The organism is Pseudomonas sp. NPDC077408 (assembly GCF_050269105.1).
Taxonomy (GTDB): Bacteria; Pseudomonadota; Gammaproteobacteria; order Pseudomonadales; family Pseudomonadaceae; genus Stutzerimonas.
Map to the genome: position 1 here is coordinate 373,951 of NZ_JBNNHS010000001.1, position 24,514 is coordinate 398,464.

General features: G+C 59.3%; 24 protein-coding genes. 16 read left to right on the top strand and 8 right to left on the bottom strand.

The genetic code is table 11. The annotated features are described in order from the left end of the window. Positions 1-21 precede the first annotated feature (21 nt). Entirely contained in the window at positions 22-2,427 is a 2,406-nt protein-coding gene (locus ACQKEK_RS01810; protein WP_499140888.1) for a phosphoketolase family protein, read from the top strand. Between the two features lie 52 nt (positions 2,428-2,479). On the opposite strand, the gene ACQKEK_RS01815 is transcribed toward ACQKEK_RS01810, so the two are convergent. Continuing rightward, positions 2,480-2,872: a PA3611 family quorum-sensing-regulated virulence factor gene (locus ACQKEK_RS01815; RefSeq protein WP_128119494.1), complete on the bottom strand. Its 393-nt coding sequence runs from the start codon at positions 2,870-2,872 to the stop codon at positions 2,480-2,482. Between the two features lie 115 nt (positions 2,873-2,987). On the opposite strand from ACQKEK_RS01815, the gene ACQKEK_RS01820 reads away from it, so the two are divergent. Then, a complete protein-coding gene (locus ACQKEK_RS01820) occupies positions 2,988-3,704 on the top strand; it encodes a tRNA-uridine aminocarboxypropyltransferase (RefSeq protein ID WP_499140889.1) in 717 nt (238 codons plus the stop codon). Between the two features lie 14 nt (positions 3,705-3,718). Here the strand turns inward: ACQKEK_RS01820 and ACQKEK_RS01825 are convergent, their stop codons facing one another. Next, a complete protein-coding gene (locus ACQKEK_RS01825; protein WP_499140890.1) occupies positions 3,719-4,642 on the bottom strand; it encodes a DMT family transporter in 924 nt (307 codons plus the stop codon). Between the two features lie 234 nt (positions 4,643-4,876). Here ACQKEK_RS01825 and erdR point away from each other — a divergent pair, with 234 nt between their 5' ends. Further along, entirely contained in the window at positions 4,877-5,527 is a 651-nt protein-coding gene (gene erdR, locus ACQKEK_RS01830; protein ID WP_019342358.1) for a response regulator transcription factor ErdR, read from the top strand. 46 nt (positions 5,528-5,573) lie between these two features. Here erdR and ACQKEK_RS01835 read toward each other — a convergent pair whose 3' ends face one another. Next, positions 5,574-6,500, bottom strand: coding sequence for a LysR family transcriptional regulator (locus ACQKEK_RS01835; RefSeq protein WP_499140891.1), 927 nt, complete (start codon positions 6,498-6,500; stop codon positions 5,574-5,576). Positions 6,501-6,613: 113 nt separating this feature from the next. Here ACQKEK_RS01835 and fpr point away from each other — a divergent pair, with 113 nt between their 5' ends. Further along, positions 6,614-7,390 carry a ferredoxin-NADP reductase gene (gene fpr / locus ACQKEK_RS01840; RefSeq protein WP_045429054.1) on the top strand — a complete coding sequence of 259 codons (777 nt, stop codon included), beginning with the start codon at positions 6,614-6,616 and terminating at the stop codon, positions 7,388-7,390. Positions 7,391-7,451: 61 nt separating this feature from the next. Here fpr and ACQKEK_RS01845 read toward each other — a convergent pair whose 3' ends face one another. Both ACQKEK_RS01845 and ACQKEK_RS01850 read right to left on the bottom strand, forming a co-directional pair. Beyond that, positions 7,452-7,937, bottom strand: a complete 486-nt coding sequence (locus tag ACQKEK_RS01845; protein ID WP_064481863.1) for a YchJ family protein — start codon at positions 7,935-7,937, stop codon at positions 7,452-7,454. A 6-nt stretch (positions 7,938-7,943) separates the two neighbouring features. Beyond that, complete coding sequence (locus ACQKEK_RS01850) at positions 7,944-8,441, bottom strand: DUF6231 family protein (protein ID WP_499140892.1); 498 nt, start codon at positions 8,439-8,441, stop codon at positions 7,944-7,946. 174 nt (positions 8,442-8,615) lie between these two features. On the opposite strand from ACQKEK_RS01850, the gene ACQKEK_RS01855 reads away from it, so the two are divergent. Next, positions 8,616-9,254 carry an OmpA family protein gene (locus ACQKEK_RS01855; RefSeq protein ID WP_499140893.1) on the top strand — a complete coding sequence of 213 codons (639 nt, stop codon included), beginning with the start codon at positions 8,616-8,618 and terminating at the stop codon, positions 9,252-9,254. Between the two features lie 61 nt (positions 9,255-9,315). On the opposite strand, the gene ACQKEK_RS01860 is transcribed toward ACQKEK_RS01855, so the two are convergent. Continuing rightward, positions 9,316-9,780 carry a CopD family protein gene (locus tag ACQKEK_RS01860; RefSeq protein ID WP_499140894.1) on the bottom strand — a complete coding sequence of 155 codons (465 nt, stop codon included), beginning with the start codon at positions 9,778-9,780 and terminating at the stop codon, positions 9,316-9,318. Between the two features lie 86 nt (positions 9,781-9,866). Between ACQKEK_RS01860 and dinG the strand changes: the two genes are divergently transcribed. From dinG to pdxH, 4 genes are all read left to right on the top strand, one after another. Further along, positions 9,867-12,011 (top strand): ATP-dependent DNA helicase DinG, encoded by a 2,145-nt coding sequence (gene dinG, locus ACQKEK_RS01865; protein WP_499140895.1) that lies wholly within the window; start codon positions 9,867-9,869, stop codon positions 12,009-12,011. Positions 12,012-12,142: 131 nt separating this feature from the next. Next, complete coding sequence (locus ACQKEK_RS01870) at positions 12,143-13,291, top strand: serine hydrolase domain-containing protein (protein ID WP_499140896.1); 1,149 nt, start codon at positions 12,143-12,145, stop codon at positions 13,289-13,291. Positions 13,292-13,427: 136 nt separating this feature from the next. After that, positions 13,428-14,057 carry an OmpA family protein gene (locus tag ACQKEK_RS01875; RefSeq protein WP_499140897.1) on the top strand — a complete coding sequence of 210 codons (630 nt, stop codon included), beginning with the start codon at positions 13,428-13,430 and terminating at the stop codon, positions 14,055-14,057. Positions 14,058-14,169: 112 nt separating this feature from the next. Continuing rightward, positions 14,170-14,817, top strand: coding sequence for a pyridoxamine 5'-phosphate oxidase (gene pdxH, locus ACQKEK_RS01880; RefSeq protein WP_064481868.1), 648 nt, complete (start codon positions 14,170-14,172; stop codon positions 14,815-14,817). 48 nt (positions 14,818-14,865) lie between these two features. Here pdxH and ACQKEK_RS01885 read toward each other — a convergent pair whose 3' ends face one another. After that, the gene (locus ACQKEK_RS01885; protein ID WP_064481869.1) at positions 14,866-15,102 is read right to left on the bottom strand and encodes a hypothetical protein; all 237 of its coding nucleotides are present in this window, start codon (positions 15,100-15,102) and stop codon (positions 14,866-14,868) included. A 179-nt stretch (positions 15,103-15,281) separates the two neighbouring features. Here ACQKEK_RS01885 and ACQKEK_RS01890 point away from each other — a divergent pair, with 179 nt between their 5' ends. The 7 genes from ACQKEK_RS01890 (at position 15,282) to ACQKEK_RS01920 (ending at position 21,744) form a co-directional block, all read left to right on the top strand. Further along, positions 15,282-15,743: an outer membrane lipoprotein gene (locus tag ACQKEK_RS01890; protein ID WP_045429038.1), complete on the top strand. Its 462-nt coding sequence runs from the start codon at positions 15,282-15,284 to the stop codon at positions 15,741-15,743. 290 nt (positions 15,744-16,033) lie between these two features. Beyond that, the gene (locus ACQKEK_RS01895; RefSeq protein WP_499140898.1) at positions 16,034-18,826 is read left to right on the top strand and encodes a monovalent cation/H+ antiporter subunit A; all 2,793 of its coding nucleotides are present in this window, start codon (positions 16,034-16,036) and stop codon (positions 18,824-18,826) included. Continuing rightward, entirely contained in the window at positions 18,826-19,155 is a 330-nt protein-coding gene (locus ACQKEK_RS01900; protein WP_045429034.1) for a Na+/H+ antiporter subunit C, read from the top strand. Before ACQKEK_RS01895 ends, ACQKEK_RS01900 begins: the two co-directional genes overlap by 1 nt. After that, the gene (locus ACQKEK_RS01905) at positions 19,152-20,654 is read left to right on the top strand and encodes a monovalent cation/H+ antiporter subunit D (RefSeq protein ID WP_499140899.1); all 1,503 of its coding nucleotides are present in this window, start codon (positions 19,152-19,154) and stop codon (positions 20,652-20,654) included. Before ACQKEK_RS01900 ends, ACQKEK_RS01905 begins: the two co-directional genes overlap by 4 nt. Beyond that, entirely contained in the window at positions 20,651-21,151 is a 501-nt protein-coding gene (locus tag ACQKEK_RS01910; protein ID WP_128119482.1) for a Na+/H+ antiporter subunit E, read from the top strand. The genes ACQKEK_RS01905 and ACQKEK_RS01910 overlap by 4 nt, the downstream gene beginning before the upstream one ends. After that, complete coding sequence (locus ACQKEK_RS01915; RefSeq protein WP_045429028.1) at positions 21,136-21,405, top strand: K+/H+ antiporter subunit F; 270 nt, start codon at positions 21,136-21,138, stop codon at positions 21,403-21,405. Before ACQKEK_RS01910 ends, ACQKEK_RS01915 begins: the two co-directional genes overlap by 16 nt. 9 nt (positions 21,406-21,414) lie before the next feature. Next, positions 21,415-21,744, top strand: coding sequence for a Na+/H+ antiporter subunit G (locus ACQKEK_RS01920; protein WP_128119481.1), 330 nt, complete (start codon positions 21,415-21,417; stop codon positions 21,742-21,744). A gap of 60 nt (positions 21,745-21,804) precedes the next feature. On the opposite strand, the gene ACQKEK_RS01925 is transcribed toward ACQKEK_RS01920, so the two are convergent. Then, entirely contained in the window at positions 21,805-24,507 is a 2,703-nt protein-coding gene (locus tag ACQKEK_RS01925) for a [protein-PII] uridylyltransferase (protein WP_499140900.1), read from the bottom strand. Between the last annotated feature and the right edge of the window lie 7 nt (positions 24,508-24,514).

The window sequence follows — 24,514 nt, forward strand, 5'->3', positions numbered from 1 at the left end:
CGCCCATTAACGGAGTGCTCCATGAATCAGCTACTGCCCAGTCTTGTCGAGCTGGATCATCATGCGGAGATCCAGCCAGAGTTCGGTTCCTGGCGAACCGGGTATGGACCTTTCGAGCATGCCTTGGAAACGCAGGCTGCGGTGTTTCGTCTGGCTCATCAACTGGTACAGGCGAAGATGCAGCCGGATCTGGCAAGTGTCTATCGGTTATTGCAGGCCATCGACCGAATCGGCTCGGCAGGACTCTGGCTGGTCGTGCACATGACCTATGCGCGTCGCGTTCGGCTCGACGGTGCGCCACTCTGCGCCGAGGACTTCAAGGCTGCGCCAGAAGGGCATACCGGCGGCTCGCTGAACATGGTGCCTGCCTACGCCGGTTATCTTGGACTGAACGCTCTGACAGGCCGTACGCGTGCATGGTTGATGGGGCAGGGCCATTGCGTCGCAGCGATCGATGCGCTGAATCTGCTCACCGACAATATGCATCCCGAGCAAAAGGAAGCTTATGGCGATGGCGAAGCAGGCCTCAACCGACTGCTCGAGGATTTCTATGGCTACCATCAGGCGGCGGATGGCAGCCCGTCGGCGCCTTTGGGCAGCCATGTCAACGCGCACACCGGCGGCGGTATTGCTGAAGGCGGGTACCTTGGTTTCGCCGAGCTGCAATATGCCCATATGCCACTGCCTGGCGAGACGCTTGTCGCCTTCCTTTCTGATGGTGCGGCAGAGGAGCAGCGCGGCAGCGACTGGATGCCACGTTGGTGGCGTGCTGAGGATTGTGGCGTGGCGCTGCCGATTATGATCGCCAACGGTCGGCGAATCGAACAGCGGACCCAGCTTGGTACCCACGAGGGGCTTGAAGGGTTCCGCCAGCACCTGAGCCGTTGTGGCTTCGACCCGATTCCCTTCGATGGTCGTGACCCGGCAGCCTTCGTCTGCGCATTATGGGAGATGGAGCAGCGCCTGGCCCGGCGGGTCGAGGAAAAGGCTCGCGGCCTGCTGCGCTATCCGCTGCCGATCCCCTACGGAATTGCCGAGACGATCAAAGGGTTCGGCTTTTATGGCGCCGGCAGCAATGCGGCGCATAACCTGCCGCTGCCGGGTAACCCGCACGTCGATGACGCCTCGCGCGAGTTGTTCAATACGCATGCCGCCCCGCTTTTCGTGCCTTGGGATGAGCTTGAGCACGCTCGCCATCTGGTTGCACAGTCCCGTCACGCGCGCCCCGCCGAGCGCGACAGTGTTCTGGCCATGAGGCGTCCCGCTGCGCCGACCATGCCCTCCCTCAGATACCACGATCACGCTTGTTCACCGATGGCAGCGGTAGATGATTTTTTTGTCGAGCTCACCCGCGCCAATCCGTCGTTGCGCCCTCGTGTAGGTAACCCCGATGAACTCGCCAGCAATCGTCTGGGTGGGGTACTCAAAGCGTTGAAACACCGTGTGGTCGATCCTGAAGGGGAGTTCGAGGCGGTGGACGGCAAGATCATCACGGCACTGAACGAAGAGGCCGTGGTTTCCGCCTGTCTCGCCAACCAGGGTGGGCTGAACCTGGTTGCCAGTTATGAGGCCTTCTGCGTGAAGATGCTCGGTGCGGTACGCCAAGGCCTGATTTTCGCCCGGCAGCAGAAGGAAGTGGGACGGCCCGCTGGTTGGCTTGGCTGGCCGATCATCGCCACATCGCATACCTGGGAAAACGGCAAGAATCAGCAGTCGCACCAGGACACCACGTTCTGCGAGGCCTTGCTGGGCGAGATGAGCGATATGGCGAGGGTTCTGTTTCCTGCGGACCACAACAGTGCCTTGGCGCTGCTGCCTTCCATTTTTCAGGCCCGCGGTGCGCTGGCTTGCTTGGTCATGCCTAAGCGTGAGCGGCCTGCCATTTTCAATCAGGCCCAGGCCGAGCAGCTTGCGCGTGATGGCGCGATCATCGTCGACGAGCAGAAGGGCACTAATCCCCTCCTTCTGATTGCGAACGGCAGCTACCAGTTGACCGAAATGCAGCGGGCCACCGAGAGGCTCAAAGAGGCGGGTGTCAGCTATCGTCTGGTTTATCTTCAGGAGCCGGGGCGCTTCCGCGCGCCGCGTGATCGTTGGGAAATCGAGGCGCTCGCAGCGGACGGGGTGACCGAGCGTCTGTTTCCTGAACAGATCGAGATGCGGGTATTGCTGACCCACATGCGCCCTGAGGTAGCGCGTGGTCATCTCTGGCCAATCCTGCCGGACGTGCGGCGCAATTCAGTGCTGGGCTATCGCAATCGTGGCGGCACCCTGGACGAGGGTGGCATGCAGTTCGCCAACCGGGCGTCCTGGGCAAATGTGCTGGCCGCCTGCGCACGGTTGCTCGACGTACCGCGAACTGCGTTGCTTAAGCCTGATGAGGCCGCTGCGGTGGCTGGCAAAGGCGATCCGCGCGTGCTGCGTTAGGCAGGCCCCGGCCGTGGGCAGCACTGGTGCTGCCCACGGCGCGCGGGTTGCCTTAGCAATCGCTGGAGCGATAGCGCTCGGTGGTGATCGGCTTCTTGCTCTGGTATTCCTTGAACTCAAAGCGCAAGACCGCGCCCTGACTCATCAGCTGACGCAGGCCCTCGTTGTTGCACACACTGGCTGCCAGCTGGGTGCGGACCTGCTTGGGGTTGTCTTGCATCTGAGCGGCATGGCGTGGCTGAACGCTCAGATGGTTGACCAGTTCATTTCCTTCTACGCTGTATCCCTCGTCGAGCAGGTCGGAGTTGATCGCGCGCGGCGTGCCTACACTGCTTTCGCGGGCGACTTTTTCAAGTAACTGGCCGAGTGCTGGGTCCTGTGCATATGCGGCATGGGCGAAGGGCAGGGCGAGGCAGAGCGTTAATAGTGGGGTCAGACGGCGCATGGTGATCTCCTGATGACTGCTGTCGTTCGACCGGTGCCCGCCCCCACGGTTCAGATCTGCCATGGTTTCGGGGCGGGCTGGTAAACTGCCGCTCCGCCCTGATTGATCGAATCCCATGTCTCATGCCGTAGTCCGTCTTCGCGACGCGCGCTTAGCGCGTAGCGCCAAGCCGTTCATCGCTCGTGGCTCACGTACGCCCCGGTGTGCTCGCTGCCGTTTGGCGGCTAGTCATTGTTTGTGCGACTGGCTGCCAGCCGTAACGACCAACAGCGCGGTGTGCCTGATCATGCACGATATCGAGCCGCTAAAGCCGAGCAATACCGGCTGGCTGATTGCAGATATCGTAGCCGATACCTATGCCTTCACGTGGCAGCGGACCACTGTGGAGCCTGGCTTGCTGGAACTGCTCGCCGATTCCCGGTATCAGCCGGTGGTGGTCTTTCCGGGTGAATATGCGGTACCTGATCGGGTGGTCTCGGAGGTGAAGGCCGCGCCAGGAAAGCGTCCGCTGTTCATTCTGCTTGATGCAACCTGGACCGAGGCGCGCAAGATGTTTCGCAAAAGCCCTTACCTGAATCATCTGCCGGTGCTGAGCCTGCAAGCCGAGGTGCTGTCACGCTACCGCCTGCGCCGTTCGACGCGCAGTGAACATCTATGCACCGCAGAAGTTGCTGCGTTGTGCCTTGGCTTAGCTGGAGATGAGCAGGGCGCGGCGGCTCTGGATACTTGGCTCGATGCATTCACCGACCATTATCTGGGGGCCAAGCACCACCGTACGCCAGACCCCGATGATGAAACCCATAAAGCGTTGGCCGCCATGGGCCAGCGCTGAACAGGACAAGGCACTCAGTGCCGCGCCACCTGTGGAATCTCGCTAGCCGCCACCACCGGTAGGTCCTTGCGCGGCCAGAGTTGTGCGGCGAGCATGCCGACAAACATCAACGCACAGCCGAAATAGCCTCGCGGGCTGAGGCTTTCATCAAGCAGCAAGGCGCCAGCAAGCGCGGCGAACACTGCTTCGAGCGACAGGATGATGGCTGCGTGCGAGGCAATTGCGTGTTTCTGTGCCACGACTTGCAAGGTATAGCCCACGCCGACTGCAAACATTCCGCCGTAGATCAGCGCGGGTGCGGCGAGCCAGATGCTGTCCAGGCTGGCTTGCTCGAAGATTGCCGCCAAAACAAGGCTGACGACCGCACAGGTCACGAACTGCAGAAAGGCCAGGCGGATGGCATCGTGGCGACCGACGAAAAAGCTCACCAGCAATACATGAACGCCCCAGACGAAGGCGCCGGCCAGCTGTATCCAGTCGCCGGAAGCGATCTGGAAGTTCTCGTCGATGCTGAGCAAAGCCATGCCAACCACCGCGAGCACCGCGCCCAGCCAGGTCCCGGTACCGGTTTTCTGGCCAATCAACAGCCCTAGCAGAGGCACGACGATAACGTACAGCCCGGTAATGAAACCGGAATTGGTCACGCTCGTGAAAAGCAGGCCAACCTGTTGCAGGTTGATGCCTATAGTCAGCGCGAGTCCCATGCTGAGGCCACCCAGCAGCAAACCACGCTGCAAAAACGGTTCGTGGCGAGCGGCGCCTCGACCCTGCTGCAATAACAAGGGAAGCAACACGATTGCGCCCAATGCGAAGCGCAACCCAGTGAACAGGAACGGCCCGATGTTATCCATGCCGACCCGCTGTGCGACAAATCCGCTCCCCCAGATCATGGCCGTGATGAGCATTAGAAAGTCGGCGCGAAGGGCTTGTTTGCGCATGTTTGGACTCGTGCGGGAAAATCGCAAACTTTGCATTAAACCGATGCGCTTGGCCACTGCTTCGCCGTCCAGCGTGGCGGGTAGCTGATTAAATGCGGAACGATGATCGAATTTCCCGTGGTGGCGCGATATCATCACCGCGGTCACCCTCGAGCATATTGCGGGTTCTTGCCGTCCTGATTGTCAGCAACCGGCTCAGGTTGGTGTAGCGCCAATAAAAACTATAGGTCCGCCATGGCTGCTTACGAAATCCTTATCGCCGATGATCACCCCCTGTTTCGCAGTGCGCTGCAGCAAGCGCTAACGCTTGGCCTGGGCGATGACGTTCGGCTTTCCGAGGCGGCTAGCATTGCCGAACTCGAAGCCCAACTGACCCGCACCTCGGACTGGGATCTGGTCTTGCTGGATTTAAACATGCCGGGCGCTTATGGATTTTCCGGGCTCGTGCTGCTGCGAGGTCAGTATCCGCAGCTGCCCGTGGTAATGATCTCCGCGCAGGAAGACGCTGCGGTTGTCGCTCGTTCGCGCGAGTTTGGTGCCAGTGGTTTCATCCCCAAGTCCAGTTCACTCGAGACCATCCAGCAGGCTGTGCGGGTCGTGCTTGACGGTGATGTCTGGTGGCCTAGCAACATTGATGATGTGGCGCATGTCAGCGCCGAAGCCAAGGCTGCCAGCGAAGGGCTCGCGAGCCTCACGCCGCAGCAGTTTCGCGTGTTGACGATGGTGTGCGACGGTTTGTTAAACAAACAGATCGCCTATGAGCTCAGCGTTTCCGAAGCGACCATCAAGGCGCACGTGACCGCAATCTTCCGCAAGCTGGGCGTTCGCACGCGGACCCAGGCAGCTCTGCTCCTGCAGCAGATGGGTTCAATTCCCAGCAGCTGACATCCGTTTCGGCCTTCCGATGCCTCGCTAATCTCGGTTCTCCACTTTACGCAATCGCCGGCAGTACGATCTCGTCACTTCGGCGGACGCCGGCCGTCAGTGCGCGGCATTGCTCGATGAATTCGCGCATCGCGGCGGTCTGGTATTTCAACGAGTGCCAAATGAAATAGAACTGCCGGGCAAGATCCAGTTCGGGTGTTTCCAGGGCGACCAGACTGCCGCGGCGGAATGCATCGCGTAGCGCCAGCCTGGAAATGCAGCCAATCCCGAGCCCAGATTCAACGGCTCGTTTGATCGCCTCGGTATGCTCCAGCTCAAGCCGAATGTTCAGCTTGGCGGGATGATGGCGCATGGCATGGTCGAATGTCAGGCGCGTACCGGAGCCCTGTTCGCGGAGAATCCAGGCTTCCCGCGAGAGCTGTTCCAGACTTACCGCAGTGTGCTCAGCCAGCGCGTGCTGGGGTGCACAAAACACCACCAGTTCATCCTCGACCCAGGGCAGTACCTCGATCTCCGGGTGCTGACAGTCGCCTTCGATCAGACCTAAATCAAGTTCATGTTGCGCAACCTGTTGGACAATATGAGCGGTGTTCTGAACGTGCAGCTTCACGCGGCACTCAGGGTGACGTTGCATGAAACTGCCGATCAGCAAGGTGGCGAGGTAGTTGCCGATCGTCAGGGTGGCGCCCACGCTGAGCGAGCCGAAGCCGGTCTTGCCAGCCAGTAGATCCTCGATGGCTTTAGCCTGATCGAGCAAGCCTACTGCCTGCGGTAAGAGCTGGTGGCCCAATGCATTCAGCCACAATCGTTTACCTGCACGGTCGAACAGCTGGCACCCCGACTGGCGTTCCAGTTCAGCCAACGAAGTGCTGGTCGCAGACTGTGATAGGGCGAGGCTTTCGGCCGCACGCGAGACACTTTCGTGCCGCGCGAATGCAACGAATACTTGAAGCTGACGGAGCGTGAAATGCATATCTATATAACCGATAACATATATCGTTAATATTCGTTTAGCGGATATTAGTCGGGCCAGTAAACTAGTGGCAAATATTGACGCGCCATCGCGCGCTAGAAGGGGAGCACTACATGAGCAACCTGAACGTTGAGCGAGTCCTCAGTGTGCATCACTGGAACGACACGCTGTTCAGTTTCAAAACCACCCGCAATCCGGGTCTGCGCTTTGAAAACGGCCAGTTCGTGATGATTGGTCTCGAAGTGGAAGGGCGACCCCTGATGCGCGCTTACAGCATTGCCAGCCCCAACTATGAAGAACATCTCGAGTTCTTCAGCATCAAGGTTCCAGATGGTCCGCTGACGTCTCGACTGCAGCACCTTAAGGAAGGTGACTCACTGATGGTCAGTCGCAAGCCGACCGGAACGCTGGTATTGGACGACCTGTTGCCTGCCAAGCATCTCTACTTGTTGAGCACCGGGACTGGTCTGGCGCCCTTTATGAGCGTGATCCAGGATCCGGAAACCTATGAGCGCTTCGAGAAGGTCATCCTGGTGCACGGCGTTCGTTACGTTAATGAAGTCGCCTATCGTGAATTCATCACCGAGCATTTGCCACAAAACGAGTTCTTCGGCGAAGCACTGAAAGAAAAGCTGATCTACTACCCCACCGTCACTCGCGAGCCGTTCGAAAATCAGGGCCGCCTGACTGACCTGATGCGCAGCGGCAAGTTGTTTGCGGATATTGGGCTACCTCCGATCAACCCTGAAGATGACCGCGCGATGATCTGTGGCAGCCCGAGCATGTTGGCTGAAACCAGCGAAGTGCTGGACAGCTTCGGCCTGAAGGCGTCGCCGCGTATGGGTGACCCGGGCCACTACCTGATCGAGCGAGCATTCGTCGAGAAGTGATCGGTCGTTAAGATGCAACGGACCGGCTACGCATTGCGTCAGCCGGTTTTTTTCTGCGTGTTCAGAGGTAGGTGGCACAGCACTTCTTGAACTTCTGACCGCTGCCGCACGGGCAGGGGTCGTTGCGGCCGGCCTTCAGCGGTGTGGTGGAGTCGATGAAATACCAGCATCCGTCGTGCTGAACAAAAGCCGAACGCTCATGTTGAGCATGTTCGCCTGCCCCGTCGTGCCAGCGGGCTGTAAAGCTGACCAGCGCATGTTCCGGCTGGCCGCCGAACACCTGACTTTCCTCGACCTCGAGACCCAGCCAAGTGCTGTTGGCGCTCCACTCCTTCATCGCCTGCAGGTCCAAGGCTTGCTGTTGCGCCGGCAGAGTGGTTGACCGAAGGTAATCGATGGCTCCGACAACATAGGCGCTGTATCGCGAACGCATCAATCGTTCTGCGCTAGGTGCCGACAGACCTTGATGATACCGACCGCAACATTTGCCGTAAGGATCGCCGCTGCCACAGGGACAATTCGCAGCTGCCCGTTGATCATCAGTCATCGTCGGTTACCACCAATATTTGCCGAACATTTGCGGATTGGCCCAGAACTTCGCGTTGAGCCAATCTGGAACCTGCTTGTAATCAAGCAGGTCGTAGGTGAAGAGGGTCACCGTTTGGCCGCCTCGTTCGAAACGTGCGCTGACTTGTAGTGCCAGGGAGAAGAAGTCAGTTGCCTGCCAGTCGCACGCGTTCAGATCGACCAAAACCGCCATGCGGTTGGTATTAAGATTGCGAATGCCACCGAGCAACTGCAGGCCGTCGCGCTTTGAAAGATGTTCCAGGCAGTCGGCGACCAATGCCAGATCGTAGCGGTGGGCGGCGAGGTCTGCAGGAAGTGGGCCGGTTGATGCGCGGTCAATTTGGCTATCGTCGTGACTGCGGCTGAATGCTTCGATGGCGGGCAATTCGCTACGGCCGACATAAAGCAATCGCGCCGGGCGGTGTTGCTCCAACAAGGCGGCCAGAGCTTGCTGTGGCGTCTGCGATGAGCGGGATGCTGTCAAACCGGGATTCCTCGTTATCAGGCGTGGCGGAACGCAAAAATTGCAGTCCGCTCAGTCTGCCAAAGTATAAAGACTAGCGCGCAGGCGCCTGCCGTCCTAGTCTCGATATAACTGGAGCTGCTTATGCTAATGCGCATAACGCTCTGGCCGATCCCACATTAGGAGGCTTTAACGATGAGTAGCTTACGGACAGCGGTACCCGTGATTGTGATGACCACCTTTCTGGCCGGCTGCGCAGGGGTGCAGAAGCAGGATTGGCCCAGTTGTGCGGCGGTTGGCGGCGTAACCGGTGCTGCGCTGGGTGCGATAGAAAGCAGTACCTATACAGGCTATGGCGCCTTGATTGGCGGCGGCATGGCTGCAGCCTACTGCTGGGCCAATGGAACCGAGCAGGAGACGGTCGCCGTTGTAGAGACAGTTGAACCTGCCCCAGTGACAGAGCCGGAACCGGAGCCAGTGCTGGAAGCCGTACGGGTTGAGCTGGACGTAAAATTCGACTTCGACAAAGCAACTATCCGTCAGGACGCCTACGATGACATCGAAGTGCTTGCTGACTTCATGAAGCAGTACGACCAGACCTCGACGACGGTCGAGGGCCACACTGATGCCATCGGTACTGACGCTTATAACCAGCGTCTGTCCATGCAGCGTGCCGAGTCCGTTCGCGATGCACTGGTCAATCGCTACGGTGTTGAAGCCAACCGTCTTGAAGCGGTGGGCTATGGTGAGTCGCGCCCGGTTGCTGATAACTCGACTGAGCTGGGCCGTGCCATTAACCGTCGCGTTGAGGCTTCGGTCGAAGCGCGTCCGTAACGCTGGCACTGCAAAAAACCGGGTTGTATACCCGGTTTTTTGTTCTTACCAATTGGCGGACTCAGAACAATGGTCGCGCGCTCGCCAGCGCCACCACAGCCAGGCCCAACAGTAGGTTGATACCGACCAGCTTGCGGATTCTGCCCAATGCAGCGCCACCTTCCGGCCAGTTCTGCTCGGCGATAGCGCGCTTGAGTTCAGGCAGCTGCAGCAGTTGTATGCGCAGAAACAGCGCAAGCATCACCAAGAACACTCCAGTCATGATGTGGACGTAGCGGGGGGCAGCCTCTAGCCCGTCAAAGCGCATGTGCCACATGCCGATACCACTGATCGGCAGAACCACTACCGAAACCCACACCCACCGAAAGAAGCGGCGAAATACTTCAGCCCACAGCTTCAGCCGTTCCGGCGCCTGCAGTTCGGAAACAGCAGCAGGGCGAAGCACCATCCAGGCGAAAAACATGCCCCCGACCCATATCACTGCAGCCAGTACGTGAAGTGAATAGGGCGCAGCAAATGCAGTCATGGGAATTCTCCGGTGGCGGTTGAGGAAACGCGCGTTATCATAGCCACCCTTCCGAAGTACTGAAAATATATACAGCCTCCGCGCCCATGCTTAGCACCGAACTCAAGTCCCAGATCCAGGGCGCCTATACCCAGTTCCTTGACGCCAAAGGCCTCAAGCCCCGCTACGGTCAGCGGCTGATGATTGCCGAGGTGGCGAAAGTCCTGGGCGCAATCAAAGCCGACGACGATGGGCGGCGAGATGGGGAGCCGGCAATCGTTGCGGTCGAGGCCGGCACCGGCACGGGCAAGACGGTCGCTTACAGCCTGGCTGCGATTCCGACGGCCAAAGCGGCAGGCAAGCGTCTGGTAATCGCGACGGCTACGGTCGCCTTGCAAGAACAGATCGTGCACAAAGATTTGCCGGACCTGATGCGCAACAGCGGCTTGAGCTTTTCCTTTGCTTTGGCCAAGGGGCGCGGTCGATATCTTTGCCTGTCCAAACTAGACGCGCTACTGCAGGAAGGCCAGGCACAGAGCGCTACCGCTCAGTTGTTCGAAGAAGAAGGCTTTCGCATTGATGTCGATGAGCGCAGCGAGAAGCTGTTCGGCAGCATGATCGAGAAGCTCGCGGGCAATCGTTGGGATGGTGATCGCGACAGCTGGCCGGAAGAGCTGGCAGACCCCGACTGGGCGCGTCTAACCACGGATCACAGCCAATGCACCGGACGCCACTGTCCCAACTTCCAGCAGTGTGCGTTCTACAAAGCGCGCGAAGGCATGACCAAGGTCGACGTCATTGTCACCAATCACGACATGGTGCTTGCCGACCTGGCGTTGGGCGGCGGGGCGGTGCTGCCGGATCCGCGCGACACGCTCTATGTCTTTGATGAAGGCCATCATCTGCCAGACAAGGCGATCGGGCATTTCGCTCACTTCACCCGCCTGCGTTCCACTGCCGAGTGGCTTGCTCAGGTCGAAAAAAACCTGACCAAGCTGCTCGCCCAGCATCCGTTGCCGGGCGATCTCGGCCGACTGATCGAAGCCGTGCCGGAGATCGCCCGGGATTTGCGCAGCCAGCAGCAGTTCATGTTCAGTGCCTGTGAACAGCTGGCTGACTTTCGACCCGGCGAGGACATGGAGGGGCGTGAGAGGCCACGACACCGTTTTGTCGGCGGTGTGGTGCCGGAGCATCTGATCGAGCTGGGTATCGAGCTGAAAAAGGGTTTCGCCAAGCTCAACGATCTGTTCACACGTCTTACCGAATTGCTCAAGGAGGCGATGGATGGCGAAGCGGGTGTCGGCATCGCCAGCCATCAGGCCGAAGAGTGGTACCCGCTATTCGGCAGTCTGCTAACTCGCGCACAGGGCAACTGGGAGCTATGGACGGCCTTCACCGTCGACGATCCGGAGGACAGTCCGCCGATGGCGCGCTGGCTGACTCTGGCCGAAGGCGGCGCGCTGTTCGATATCGAGGTCAACGCCAGCCCGATCCTCGCGGCTGAAACGTTGCGCCGCAATCTGTGGAACGTCTGCTACGGCGCGCTGGTGACCTCCGCGACGCTCACCGCATTGAACAGTTTCGATCGCTATCGCATGCGTGCCGGGCTGCCACGCTGTGCCGTCACTGCGGTGGTGCCGAGCCCGTTTCATCATGCAGACGCCGGCGTGCTGAGGGTGCCCGATCTCAAAGCTGACCCGCGTGATGCAGCTGCGCATACAGCAGCCATTGTGCGGGATCTGCCGGAGCTGGTGGAGGCTTCGCGCGGCACGCTGGTGCTTTTCTCCTCACGCAAACAGATGCAGGACGTATTCGACGGGCTGGAGCGTGACTGGCGCAGACGGGTGCTCATTCAGGGCAATCTGTCCAAGCAGGAGACACTCAACAAGCACAAGGCGCGCGTGGATGATGGGGAGAAGAGCGTACTGTTCGGGCTCGCCAGTTTCGCTGAGGGTGTCGATCTCCCAGGGGCTTATTGCGAGCATGTGGTCATCGCCAAGATCCCATTCGCGGTACCTGATGACCCGGTCGAAGCGGCGCTGGCCGAGTGGATCGAAGCACGAGGCGGTAATCCATTCATGGAAATCGCCGTTCCTGATGCCTCGTTGCGTCTCGTCCAGGCCTGCGGCAGGTTGCTGCGTACCGAAGAGGACCGCGGCACCATCACACTGCTGGATCGACGGGTCGTCACGCAGCGCTACGGGAAAGCCATTCTTAACGCGCTGCCGCCGTTCCGGCGAGAGATCGGCTGACCGCCTCGGCGGCCATCATGAGCCGTCATTCAACGGGCTGATAGGACAATCATTCTCGACGGGGCTGTTTCTTTGAGGCGATGTGGCTGAAACAATACTCGCCAGTCATACCAACCCAGAGGGGCGCAAGCGTGCAGATCCAGGGATATTTCGACCTCCGTTTCGAGGCGGTCAGAGACGCGTTCAGCCAGCTGTTCGAGCAGACCCAGCAGCGTGGCGCCGCAGTCTGCGTGAAGGTCGGTGGCGAAACGGTGGTCGACCTCTGGGCCGGTGTTGCGGACAATGCTGGTGAGCAGGCCTGGCAGAGCGACACCCTGGTCAATCTGTTTTCCTGCACCAAGACATTCGCTGCGGTGGCTGCGTTACAGCTAGTAGGGGAGGGCAAGCTGCAGTTGGATGGGCCGGTCGCCAGTGTTTGGCCGGAATTCGCCGCCAATGGCAAACAGGACATTACCCTACGGCAGCTGCTCAGCCATCAGGCAGGGCTGCCGGCTATTCGCCAGCCATTACCGCCCGAGGCGTTGTACGACTGGGAGGCGATGACTGCAGCACTCGTGGCCGAAACGCCCTGGTGGACGCCTGGTGACGGGCACGGGTATGCCGCGATTACCTATGGTTGGCTGGTTGGCGAATTGATCCGTCGCGGCGACGGGCGTGAGCCGGGCGAAGCCATAGTCGCGCGCACTGCTCGTCCTCTAGACCTGGATTTTCATATCGGCCTGGCCGATAGCGAGTTCGACCGGGTCGGCTATCTGACCCGGCAGAAAAACAATCTTGGCGATGCGGCAGCCCAACGGGTAATCAAAGCCTTGATGAGTGACCCACAATCACTCACGGCTCGAGCCTTTACCAACCCTCCGTCGATTATGAACAGTGCAAACAAGCCGGAGTGGCGCCGAATGGCTCAGCCGGCCGCCAACGGGCATGGCAATGCACGGTCATTGGCGGGCTTCTATGATGGCCTGTTGCGAGGGGAGTTGCTCGATTACCAGCTGTTGGACGAGATGACCCGCGAGAACTGCGTTGGAGAGGATCGCACGCTGCTCACCCGTACTCGTTTTGCGCTGGGCTGCTGGCTGGACCAACCGGACGTTGAGAACGCCACCTTCGGCATGGGGCCGGGGGCTTTTGGTCACCCAGGCGCTGGCGGTTGTATCGGTTTTGCCGATCCCCAGCGTGATGTAGCTTTTGGCTATGTCACCAATACGCTAGGTCCCTATGTTCTGATGGACCCTCGAGCGCAGACGCTCGCTCGTGTAGTTAAGGCATGCGTAGGTTGAACCACTCGTCTGGTTGGCCGGTCGAGACTTTGCAGAACAAGGACCTGCGTCCACAATTTGAGACAAATCCTTGCTTAAGCTGCGTGTTGAACGCGCGCGGTTTGTTTTCGCAACTCACTTTCACGGAAATTGGCTCATGAACCTGCTGAAAAGCACCTCCCTGATACTCTGTATGGTCATCGCCGGCTGCAGCTCCAACGATGAAAAGCCGGTCGAGGTGGTTGCTGCGCCGAGTCCCGTGATTGATGCGGCCTGGTTGGATGGATACGAGCCGCGGCTTCGCGATGCGTTGAAAGACAGTCACTTCGAACTTGAGCGCCGCGAAGGCGTGTTGGTGGTTACGGCCCCAGTCGATGGCTCCTTCAATCCCGACCGCCCAGGCATGCTGTTGCCGGTGACGCTTGGTCCCCTCAGTCGAGTGGCGAAACTGGTGGAAGGCGACGAGAAGACTGCTGTGGTCGTGCTTGGCCATGCTGACAGCACCGGGCCAATCGATGCCAACCGTGACATCAGCCGCCAGCGTGCGGGTGCCGTCGCGGCAATTTTTCGGCTCAGTGGTTTGAAGCACGACCGGCTGCGTATTCGCGGGCTCGGTTCGGACATGCCGCGGGCTTCCAATGAGAAGGAAGAAGGACGCGCCTTGAACCGGCGTGTCGAAATGGTCTTGGCTCCGCAGCCCACCTTGCTCGCGCTGATTGCCAAGTACAGCGACGCGCCAGGCAAACCGACTCAGGTTGCTGCGGCGGAAGTCAGCAAAACCAAATAAAGGGGGGGCGCCTGACAGGCCAGGTGTTCGGCCCACTTTTGCGTTGAATCAAGCGGGGCGAAGCACAGAGCCGGTAAGCTTTGGCTTCAACTGTTTTCCAGGAAACACAGCGATGACCCAATCCTTGGCCGATATGCGCCGCGATTACACGCGTGACGGACTCAGTGAAGCGAACGCGCCGGAAGAGCCCTTCGGGCTATTTCGTCAGTGGTTCCAGGAGGCGGTGGAGACCGAGCAGCTTCCCGTGGAGCCAAATGCTATGACCTTGGCTACGGTAGACGCCGAGGGTCGCCCGCATTGCCGAGTGCTCCTGCTCAAAGCGCTGGACGATCGCGGCTTCACCTTTTTCAGCAACTACGACAGCGCAAAGGCCGAGCAGCTGGAAGCATGCCCCTTCGCTGCGATGACCTTCTTCTGGCCAAGCCTGGAGCGTCAGGTACGTATCGAGGGGCGGGTGGAGAAAGTCAGTGCTGCCGAGTCGGACGCCTATTATCAGGTGCGACCGCTGGGCAGCCGCCTCGGTGCTTGGGCTTCACCGCAGAGCCACGTGATCCGCGATCGCGCCGAACTGGAACGGCTCCTTGCCGAGACAGAGCAGCGCTTTCTGGACAAGGCCCCGCATTGCCCCCCTCATTGGGGCGGCTACCGTTTGCTGCCGGAACGGATGGAGTTCTGGCAGGGGCGTTCCAGCCGGCTGCATGACCGGCTGAATTATCGACGCCTCGCCAGCAACTGGCAGCGGGAACGTCTGGCGCCCTGACTCGCCGACACAGTTTTGATGAGAGGCCGGCTCCGGCCTCTTTTTTTGTCAGGTCTCGTTGTAGCGCGCCAACTCGCTTTCCAGCCAGGCTTGTAAGTCCTTCCGTTTGACCCGCGCATCTTTCGCCGCTGAAAGGCGTTGCAACAGCCACGCTCGCTTCTGCGGATCGTCTCCTGCCAACGACAACGCGAGGTCCCGGTCCGCCCAACGCCTGAAGCGGATGAACAGCCAGGCATGGAAAACCAGCCCGGCCAGCGTGACGATGGTGATGATGAAGTAGTCCATGGGTAGTCTCTGGCAACAGCTTGAGCGAGCGCTCTACATGCGGGGCGGGATCGCCTCGGGTAAAGTACGGTCCTAGTTGAATGAATGCTGAGTCAGATCGAGGCGGTTGCCAAGTGCTTCATCGCCGCATACGACTGACCATGCGGTCGGGACCAATCTCGTTTCCCAGGAGAGTACCAATGCGCAACTCCATTTTTGTTGCTTCGTTCACGGCCGTGGCGCTTGCCGTCGGCGGTTGTACTTCCAACCTTACCGGGGATAGCTATTCCCGCGACGAGGCGCGAACTGTCCAAACGGTACGTTATGGCACGATCGAGTCATTGCGCCCGGTCAAGCTCGAAGGCACCAAAACCCCGATCGGTACCGGTGCGGGCGCAGTCGTCGGTGGTATTGCCGGAAGCGGGGTGGGCGGAGGCCGGGGCAGTGCCGTTGCGGCAGTAATCGGTGCGCTGGCGGGCGGTATGCTCGGTTCGGCAGCGGAAGAGGGCATCACCCGTGCGCAAGGCGTTGAAATCACGGTACGTGAGGATGACGGCAACATGCGCGCCTATGTGCAGGAAGTCGAGCCTAACCAGGTTTTTCGCGTCGGTCAGCGTGTACGCATCATGACGGTTAATGGCACTAGCCGTATCGCACCCTGATTGCGCTGGGTTCGGCAGGGCCTATCAACAGGTTGTTGCGACGCCAGTGAGACTCGATGAGCGGGAGCGCGTGGGTTGTTTGCGCATTGCCTAGGAGACAGGGCGCAGGCTGAAGGCCGGCTGGTACGGTGTTCAGGCTGCGCCTTTTGTTTTTCGAAATACTTGAATCCATGACGTTGCTGCGATCGGTATGGATAATCGGCGCTCACCGCCATGCCCCTTCGGGGCGAGAATGGGTCGACCAAGGGATATAACTGCCGTGCGCATGCACGGCTCAAGGGGTTTTACTCATGGCGCTTGCGCTGATCATCGCTTTGCCATTCCTGGGAATCTGCCTGCCGTTGCTGTTTGAACGGTTCGGCCGATCCGCCTGTGCGTTCGGTGCCGGCCTGGCCCCGTTGCTGGCGTTGGCATTGCTGCTGTCCAAGCGCGCTGATGTATTTGGCGGCGAGACGGAAGTGCAGACATTGACCTGGCTTCCCAGTCTGGGGTTGAACCTCAGCTTGAGGCTAGACGGTTTAGGGTTTCTCTTCGCGCTGCTGATTCTGGGGATCGGCCTGCTCGTTATCCTGTATGCGCGCTATTACCTGTCGAAAAGCGAGCCGATGGGTCGCTTTTTCAGCTTCTTTCTCCTGTTCATGGGCGCCATGCTCGGTGTGGTGCTGGCCGAAAACCTTCTTCTGATGCTGATGTTTTGGGAGTTGACCAGCCTTTCGTCGTTCCTGTTGATAGGCTTCTGGAATCACCGTTCCGATGCTCGCCAAGGTGCCCGGATGGCACTCGCGGTGACCGGTGGCGGCGGGCTGGCTCTGCTGGCGGGTATTTTGCTGATCGGGCATATCGTCGGCAGTTACGAGCTAAGTACCGTTCTAGCGTCAGGTGATCTGATCCGCGCCAGTGCTTTGTACCCGTTGACCCTGATTCTGATTCTGCTTGGCGTGTTTACCAAGTCGGCGCAGTTTCCGTTTCACTTCTGGTTGCCACAGGCGATGGCGGCGCCCACCCCGGTATCGGCTTTTCTGCACTCTGCGACGATGGTCAAGGCCGGTGTGTTCCTGCTGGCGCGGCTGTATCCAGCGCTGTCGGACTCGGAATGGTGGTTCTATCTGGTCAGCCTGACAGGCTTGGCGACCTTGCTGATCGGCGCGGTAATGGCGCTGTTCCAGCATGATCTGAAGGGGTTGCTGGCCTATTCGACCATTAGCCATCTCGGTTTGATTACCCTGCTGTTCGGCCTCGACTCGCGCCTCGGGCCTGTGGCCGCGATCTTCCATATCATTAATCACGCCACCTTCAAGGCTTCGCTGTTCATGGCTGCGGGGATCATTGATCACGAGACCGGAACGCGCGACATGCGTCGCATCAATGGCATGCTGAAGTACATGCCGCACACTGCGGCGCTGGCAATGGTGGCGTCGTTGGCAATGGCTGGGGTGCCGCTGCTCAACGGCTTCCTCAGCAAGGAAATGTTCTTTGCCGAGACCCTCGATCAGCATCTGTTGGGCAGCTTCTACTGGACGATCCCGGCCCTGGCGACGCTGGCGAGTGCTTTCTCTGTCGCCTACTCGCTGCGCTTCGTTCACGACGTGTTTTTCAACGGCGAACCCATCGACTTACCTAAATACCCGCCACATGAGCCGGCGCGGTACATGAAGATTCCGGTCGAAATCCTGGTTTTGCTGTGTCTGCTGGTGGGCACCTTGCCTGCCTACACAGTCGCACCCTTGCTGGCTGCAGCCGTAGCCGGCAGCTTGGGTGGTGACGTGCCTGAATACAGCCTGGCGATATGGCACGGCTTCAATCTGCCCTTGGCGATGAGTTTCGTTGCGTTGGGCGGAGGTTTGCTGATCTATTCGATGCGCAAATGGGCGTTTCGCTGGTATGAGGGGCTGCCGCGTGTCGATTCGCTGCAGGTGTTCGCTCGGGTGGTCAGCGGGATTGCTGCCACGGCGCGCTGGGTAACCGAACGTATGGAGAACGGGTCGTTGCAACGCTATCTGGCGCTGATGCTGGTCAGCTCGTTGCTTGTTGTGATCTACGCATTGACCCCGCTGCAGACGCTGCGGGGCTCTGTGCCACTGACGCCCCTGGACGGTATCACCGTCGCCGGAATGCTGCTTCTCGGACTGGCGTCGGTAATGACGGTAGTCTTCCACCGCAGACGCCTCATGGCGCTGATGGTGCTCAGTGTGGTTGGGTTGTTGGTAGCGCTGGTGTTCGCCCGCTATTCCGCACCTGATCTGGCGCTGACGCAGATATCCGTCGAGGTGGTGACCATCATTCTGCTGATCCTGGCATTGTTCTTCATGCCTGACCGCACACCGGTTGAGTCGAGCAGCCTGCGCAGTTTCCGCGACCTGATTATTGCGTCGTCCTTTGGCACCATGGTCGCCTTGTTGGCCTACGCGGTACTGAGTCGGCCGTATGACAGCATCGCCTCGTTCTTTCTTGAGAACAGTGTGTCCGGGGGCGGTGGCACCAATGTGGTCAACGTGATTCTGGTCGATTTTCGGGGTTTCGATACCCTGGGTGAGATTGCCGTGCTGGCAATCGCTGCGGTTGGTATCTACGGGCTGCTCCATGGACTGCGCCTGCCACACCCGATCCGCGACTACGGCGGTAGGCTGTGGTCAACCGATAGGCATCCAATGGTGCTGGACACGCTGTCTCGTGTGCTGTTGCCGATGGCGCTGTTGGTGTCGGTATTCATCTTCCTGCGCGGCCACAATTTACCAGGGGGCGGCTTCATCGCGGGCCTGATCACTGCGGTTGCTCTGATCCTCCAGTACATCTCGCATGGCGTGGTCTGGGCGCAGCAGCGACAGCCGTTCAGCTATCACGGCGTGGCGGGGCTCGGTGTGTTGATTGCGGGTCTGACCGGCCTGGGTAGTTGGCTGTTCGGTCGGCCTTTCCTGACCTCGGCTTTCGGCCATTTTCACCTGCCATTGATTGGCGACTTCGAGTTGGCAACCGCGATGCTGTTCGATCTTGGTGTCTATCTGGCCGTGGTAGGAGCAACCCTGCTGATTCTCTCCAATATGGGTCATGTCAGTCAGGACGAGTCGTGCAAGGAGGTGCTTTGATGGAAATCGTGTTCGCGGTCACGTTGGGCGTGATGATGACCAGTGGCGTGTATCTGTTGCTCCGCGCGCGGATATTTCCTGTAGTCATGGGGCTGACGTTGATTTCCTATGCAGTGAATCTGTTCATTTTCGCAATGGGGCGTCTCTCCACCGGTGTTCCGGCAATTATCGGAGCCAGCGCCGAGTACGGTGATCCGTTGCCGCAGGCCCTGGTGCTGACTGCGATCGTCATTGGTTTCGCCATGACCGCGTTCGTTGTGGTGCTGGCGCTTCGCGGACTGGGCGAGTTGCGTACCGATCATGTTGATGGTCGGGAGCCGCGCAAATGAATCATGCGTTGATCATGCCGATCCTGCTGCCCCTGTTGGTCGGATGCAGCCTGCTGTTGCTTCATCGCCACAGTGCATCGCTTAAACGCCTGCTATCGGTGGCGGCTACCTGGTTGTTGGTGCCGCTGGCCTTGGGGCTGTTATGGCAGGCCGATGCTGGCCAGCTGTCCGTGTACCGTCTTGGCGGCTGGCAGCCACCGTTCGGCATCATGTTGCTGCTTGACCGGTTGAGTGCCTTGATGCTGCTAGTGACCGCCATACTGGCGGGATTCTCGGTGTTGTATGCCGTGCGTGGCGATGACGAGCGTGGGCCGAATTTTCATGCGCTGTTTCAGTTCCAGCTGGCGGGCATCAACGGTGCCTTTCTGACCGGTGATTTATTCAACCTTTTCGTGTTCTTCGAGATTCTGCTGATCTCGTCTTACGCGCTGCTGCTTCATGGCCAAGGCGCGAAGCGCGTGCAGTCGGGCATTCATTATGTCGTGCTGAACCTGTTGGGCTCATCGCTGTTTCTGATCGGTGTCAGCATGCTCTATGGTCTGACCGGAACCTTGAACATGGCCGATCTGGCAGGACGGGTTGGTGCAGCTGATCCAGCCGACGCTCCGCTTCTCGCTGCCGCGGGCTACCTGTTGCTAGTGGTATTTGCGTTGAAGGGAGCGATCCTGCCGCTGTATTTCTGGCTGCCGCGTGCTTATGCCGCGGCGACCGCTCCGGTGGCTGCGCTTTTCGCGATCATGACCAAGCTCGGGCTCTACGCGATTGTGCGTGTGTTCACGCTGATCTTCGGTAGCGAAGCGGGTGTGTTGAGCAACATGGTGCTGGATTGGTTGTGGCCGCTTTCCATGCTTACGCTCGTTGGTGGCGTACTGGGCGCACTGGCCGCCCGCAACCTGCAGATACTGCTGTCCTATCTGGTGGTGGTTTCGGTGGGCACGTTGCTGGCTGGGATCGCGCTGGGAACAGAGGTGGGCCTTAGCGCTGCGCTGTACTACCTAGTGCACAGCACGCTGGTGTCCGGAGGCTTGTTTCTGCTGGCTGACCTCATCGCCCGCCAGCGCGGCGATATGGCCGCCGAGTTGCTATCGGCTCCCGCACTCAAGCAGCCTTTGTTGCTGGGCGCGTTGTTTTTCGCCGGCGCGATTTCGATTGCCGGGCTCCCGCCTTTCTCTGGTTTCATTGGCAAGGTGATGCTACTGCAGGCCGTTGCTCCCGGAGTCGACGCCCTGCTGCTGTGGCCAGTGGTTCTGGTGGGTGGATTGGGGATGGTGATCGCACTGAGCCGAGCCGGCAGCATGGTGTTCTGGCGGCCTAGTGAAGCGGTCAGTGTTGGAAGGCCCGCGGATCGCGTGCGTGTGGTGGCAACTTTTGGTCTGCTGTTTGGCAGCGTGTTGTTGGTTGCAGTGGCGCAGCCGATCCAGGCCTATATGCAGGCGACCGCAGCCCAGCTGTTCGAGCTACAGCCGTATCTGCAGATTATCCGGGGAGGTGAGGCATGAAATCACGTCTGCTGCCCAACCCTGCGCTCACCTTGCTTCTTACGCTGCTCTGGCTACTGCTCAATAACGCACTGAGCGTGGGGCAACTGGTGCTTGGACTGTTTTTAGGTTGGGCGATCCCATTGCTGGTGCAGGGATTTCTGGTTGACCTACCGAAAGTGCGTAGGCCCTTGAAGCTCTGTCTGTTTCTGCTGAAAGTGTTTTACGACATCGTCGTGGCCAACGTCAGTGTGGCCAAGCTGGTGCTCAGTTCTCGGGATCGACTGCGGCCTGCCTTCGTCGAGATACCGATGGCCATTGAACACCCGTTCGTGCTCGCCGTATTGACCAGCATCATTTCGTTAACCCCTGGAACCGTATCGGCGTCTTTGCGACCCGGACACAAGATGTTGCTGATTCACGCTCTGGATGCCCCCGACACGGAGGCGCTGGTAGCCGAGGTGAAGAGCCGTTACGAAACGCCGCTGCTGGAGATTTTCGAATGCTCGCGTATGTAATTCCCTTGTGCATGGCGGTTATCGGAATCGCAGCGATCCTAAACGTGGTGCGGCTCGTTCAGGGGCCCGACATGCCTGATCGAGTATTGGCGCTCGACACCTTGTATATCAATGCGCTGGCCTTGATCGTCCTGTTTGGTATCTGGCTCGCGTCCGATCTGTTCTTCGAGGCGGCTCTGCTCATTGCGGTGATGGGCTTCGTCAGTACCGTGGCGGTGGGCAAGCACTTGTTGCACGGCGAAATCATTGACTGAGGAGGCTGCATGCCATTCTGGATAGAATTGCTGGTGAGCGTGTTTCTAATAGTGGGGAGCGCGTTCGCCTTGGTTGGGGCGATCGGTTTGTACCGTCTTCCCGATTTCTTTACACGGCTGCACGGTCCGACCAAGGCAACCACGCTTGGGGTCGGAGGAATCGTCATCGCTTCGATGATCTTCTTCAGCAATCAGGGCAACGGCCTCAGCCTCCATGAAGTGCTGATCACCTTGTTTCTGTTTTTGACCGCGCCGGTCAGCGCACATGTCCTGGCGAAGGCAGCCATGCAACAAAGGCTGCCATACACTGCCAAAACCCGCGGCAAGCCCTGGGATTGATTGCCGGCGCAGATGATGTCCACTACCGCCTCGTTGCCGAGGCGGCGATGCCGTTGCAGATTAGATGACGATGCTGCTAGGTGAGGGCTGATGCTCGTTGTCCTGACTCAGCTGCTTGATCATCGCCTGCTGCAGTCGGGTGCATAGCTGCGGGTCAGACAAGGGCTGATTGTCTGCATTGGTTACGAAGAACACATCCTCTACACGCTCGCCCAACGTGGCGATCTTGGCGTTCTGTACCGAGAGATCGAAGTCCAGAAACAGCTGGCCAATGCGCGCCAGTAGCCCAGGGCGGTCCGGTGCAACGACCTCGATGATCGTTTGCGGGCGCTGCATGTCGTTGTGAATGGTGACCTGCGGTGGGAATGCGAAATGCTTCAATTGCCGGGGCACACGTTTCTGAATGATGGTCAGGTAGTCATCCGGATTACGCAGCGCGTTGATCAATCCTTGCCGAATCTCCTCTGTGCGCTCGCGGTCGTTGCCAATGGGAGAACCGTCGGCGTCCAGCACGATATAGGTGTCCAGCGTGAACTGGCTGCTCGAAGTGATAATGCGGGCATCGTGAATGTTCAGGTTCAGTTGGTCCATGGCCGCAACGGTAACGGCGAAGAAGTCATGCTGATCGGGTGCGTAGATGAAGATCTGCGTGCCACCCTCAAATTCACGCTGGGTGGTTTCTTTGATCAGGACCAGCGGACCGCCGTCGCTTGGGTGCTCGATGATGGCTTCTGTGTGCCAGGCGACATCAATCGAGCTGTGGCGCATGAAATAGTCGTCACCTAGCTGCGACCATAGTTGTTCGGCGTCGTCCGGATCGGTCCCGTTGCGCACCAGGTTGTCGAGTGCGGCGCGCTGGGTCTGGCGAATCTGCTCCTCGCGCCCCAGCGGGTTTTCCAGGCCGCGCTTGAGCGCGCGTTTGGTTTCGGTATACAGCTGGCGTAGCAGGCTCGCCCGCCAGGAATTCCAGAGGGTCGGGTTGGTTGCGTTGATGTCTGCAACGGTCAGCACATACAGGTAATCAAGGTGGGTTTCGTCACCCACCTGTTGGGCAAAGTCGTTGATCACCTGTGGGTCAGACAGGTCCTTGCGCTGCGCAGTCGTTGACATCACCAGATGGTTCTCAACCAGCCATACCACCAGCCGCGTGTCCCACGCGGGCAGCTTGTGACGCGCGCAGAACTCCTGCGCATCCACCGCGCCCAGCTCCGAATGGTCGCCGCCACGGCCCTTGGCGATATCGTGATAGAGCCCTGCGATATAGATGAGCTCCGGCTTGGGTAGCCGTTCCACGAGTTTGCTGGCCAGTGGATACTTTTCGGCAACGCCGGGTTTGCTCAGTTTGCGCAGGTACTTGATGACATTGAGCGTATGGGCGTCAACCGTGTAGATATGAAAGAGGTCATGCTGCATCTGCCCCACGATATGACCGAACTCGGGCAGGTAGCGTCCGAGAATGCCGTAGCGATTCATACGTCGCAGATTGCGGTGGATGCCTTCCTTGCATTTGAACAGCTCGATGAACAGGCTGGTGTTGCGGATGTCGCTACGAAAATCGTCGTCAATGAGGTGTCGGTGGTCCCGAAGGAGGCGAATGGTCTCCGCTCGTACACCCTGGATGTCAGGGTGTTGAGCCAGCAATACGAAGATTTCCAGAATCGCGAAGGGCCTGCGCTTGAACACCAAATCATCGGTTACTTCCAGATAGCCATCGCGCACCAAGAAGCGGCTGTTGAGCGGCACCGCATCGCCGCTGTCGCCCTCCCAGAGGATGACTTCGGCAAAGTGCTGCCCTACCAGATCGCTTAGTTCTGAAATGCTCATCACGACGCGGTAGTACTTCTGCATGAAGCGCTCGATCGCCAGCTTGGCGTCGCTGTCTTCATAGCCGAGGAGAGCGGCGAGGCTGCGCTGGTGGTCGAATAGCAGTCGATCCTCCGCACGCCCGGCCAGCATGTGTAATCCGTAACGGACCCGCCAGATGAATTCTTGTCCAGCCACCAGTAACGAGTACTCGCCTTCGGTCAGAAATCCCTGATCGAGGATAGCGCTAAGATTCAAGCTGCCGAACTGGCGCCGCGCTATCCACAGGATCGTCTGGATGTCGCGCAGCCCGCCAGGCGAGCCTTTGACGTTTGGCTCCAGGTTGTACTCGGTATTGTTGTATTTCGAGTGGCGCGTGGCCTGCTCGTTACGTTTGGCGAGGAAGAATTCTTTGCTCGGCCACATTTCCGAAGGGCTGGTGACCTTCAGCATGTTCTGACGCAAGCGCTCGGGGCCAGCAATCGTACGGCTTTCCATGAGGTTGGTGATGACGGTCAGGTCCGCCCGTGCCTCCTCGGCGCATTCCTGTACCGAACGAACGCTCTGGCCAACTTCCAAGCCAATGTCCCATAGCAGGGTCAGAAACCGCTCGATGGCGTCGCGGAATATTTCCTGGTCATTGTTATCGAGCAGTATCAGCAGGTCGATATCGGAATAGGGGTGCAGCTCGCCGCGCCCATAGCCACCGACGGCTACCAGCGCTATTTCTGCCTCGCTGTTCCAGTCGAAGCGACCCCAGGCGGCTCGCAAGATCTGGTCTACGAACCAGGCGCGGCCTTCGATCAGACCTCGGATATCCTGGCCGGCGAGGAAGCGTGCATCGAGGACCTCCCGCGCCTTGCGTATGACTTTCTTGAAGGCGGCGATAGGGCTGGCCTTAAGTGCCAGTTCAGCCTGGAACTGGCTGCGGTCGAACAATTCGGAATCAACCTGAGGCATACCGTCG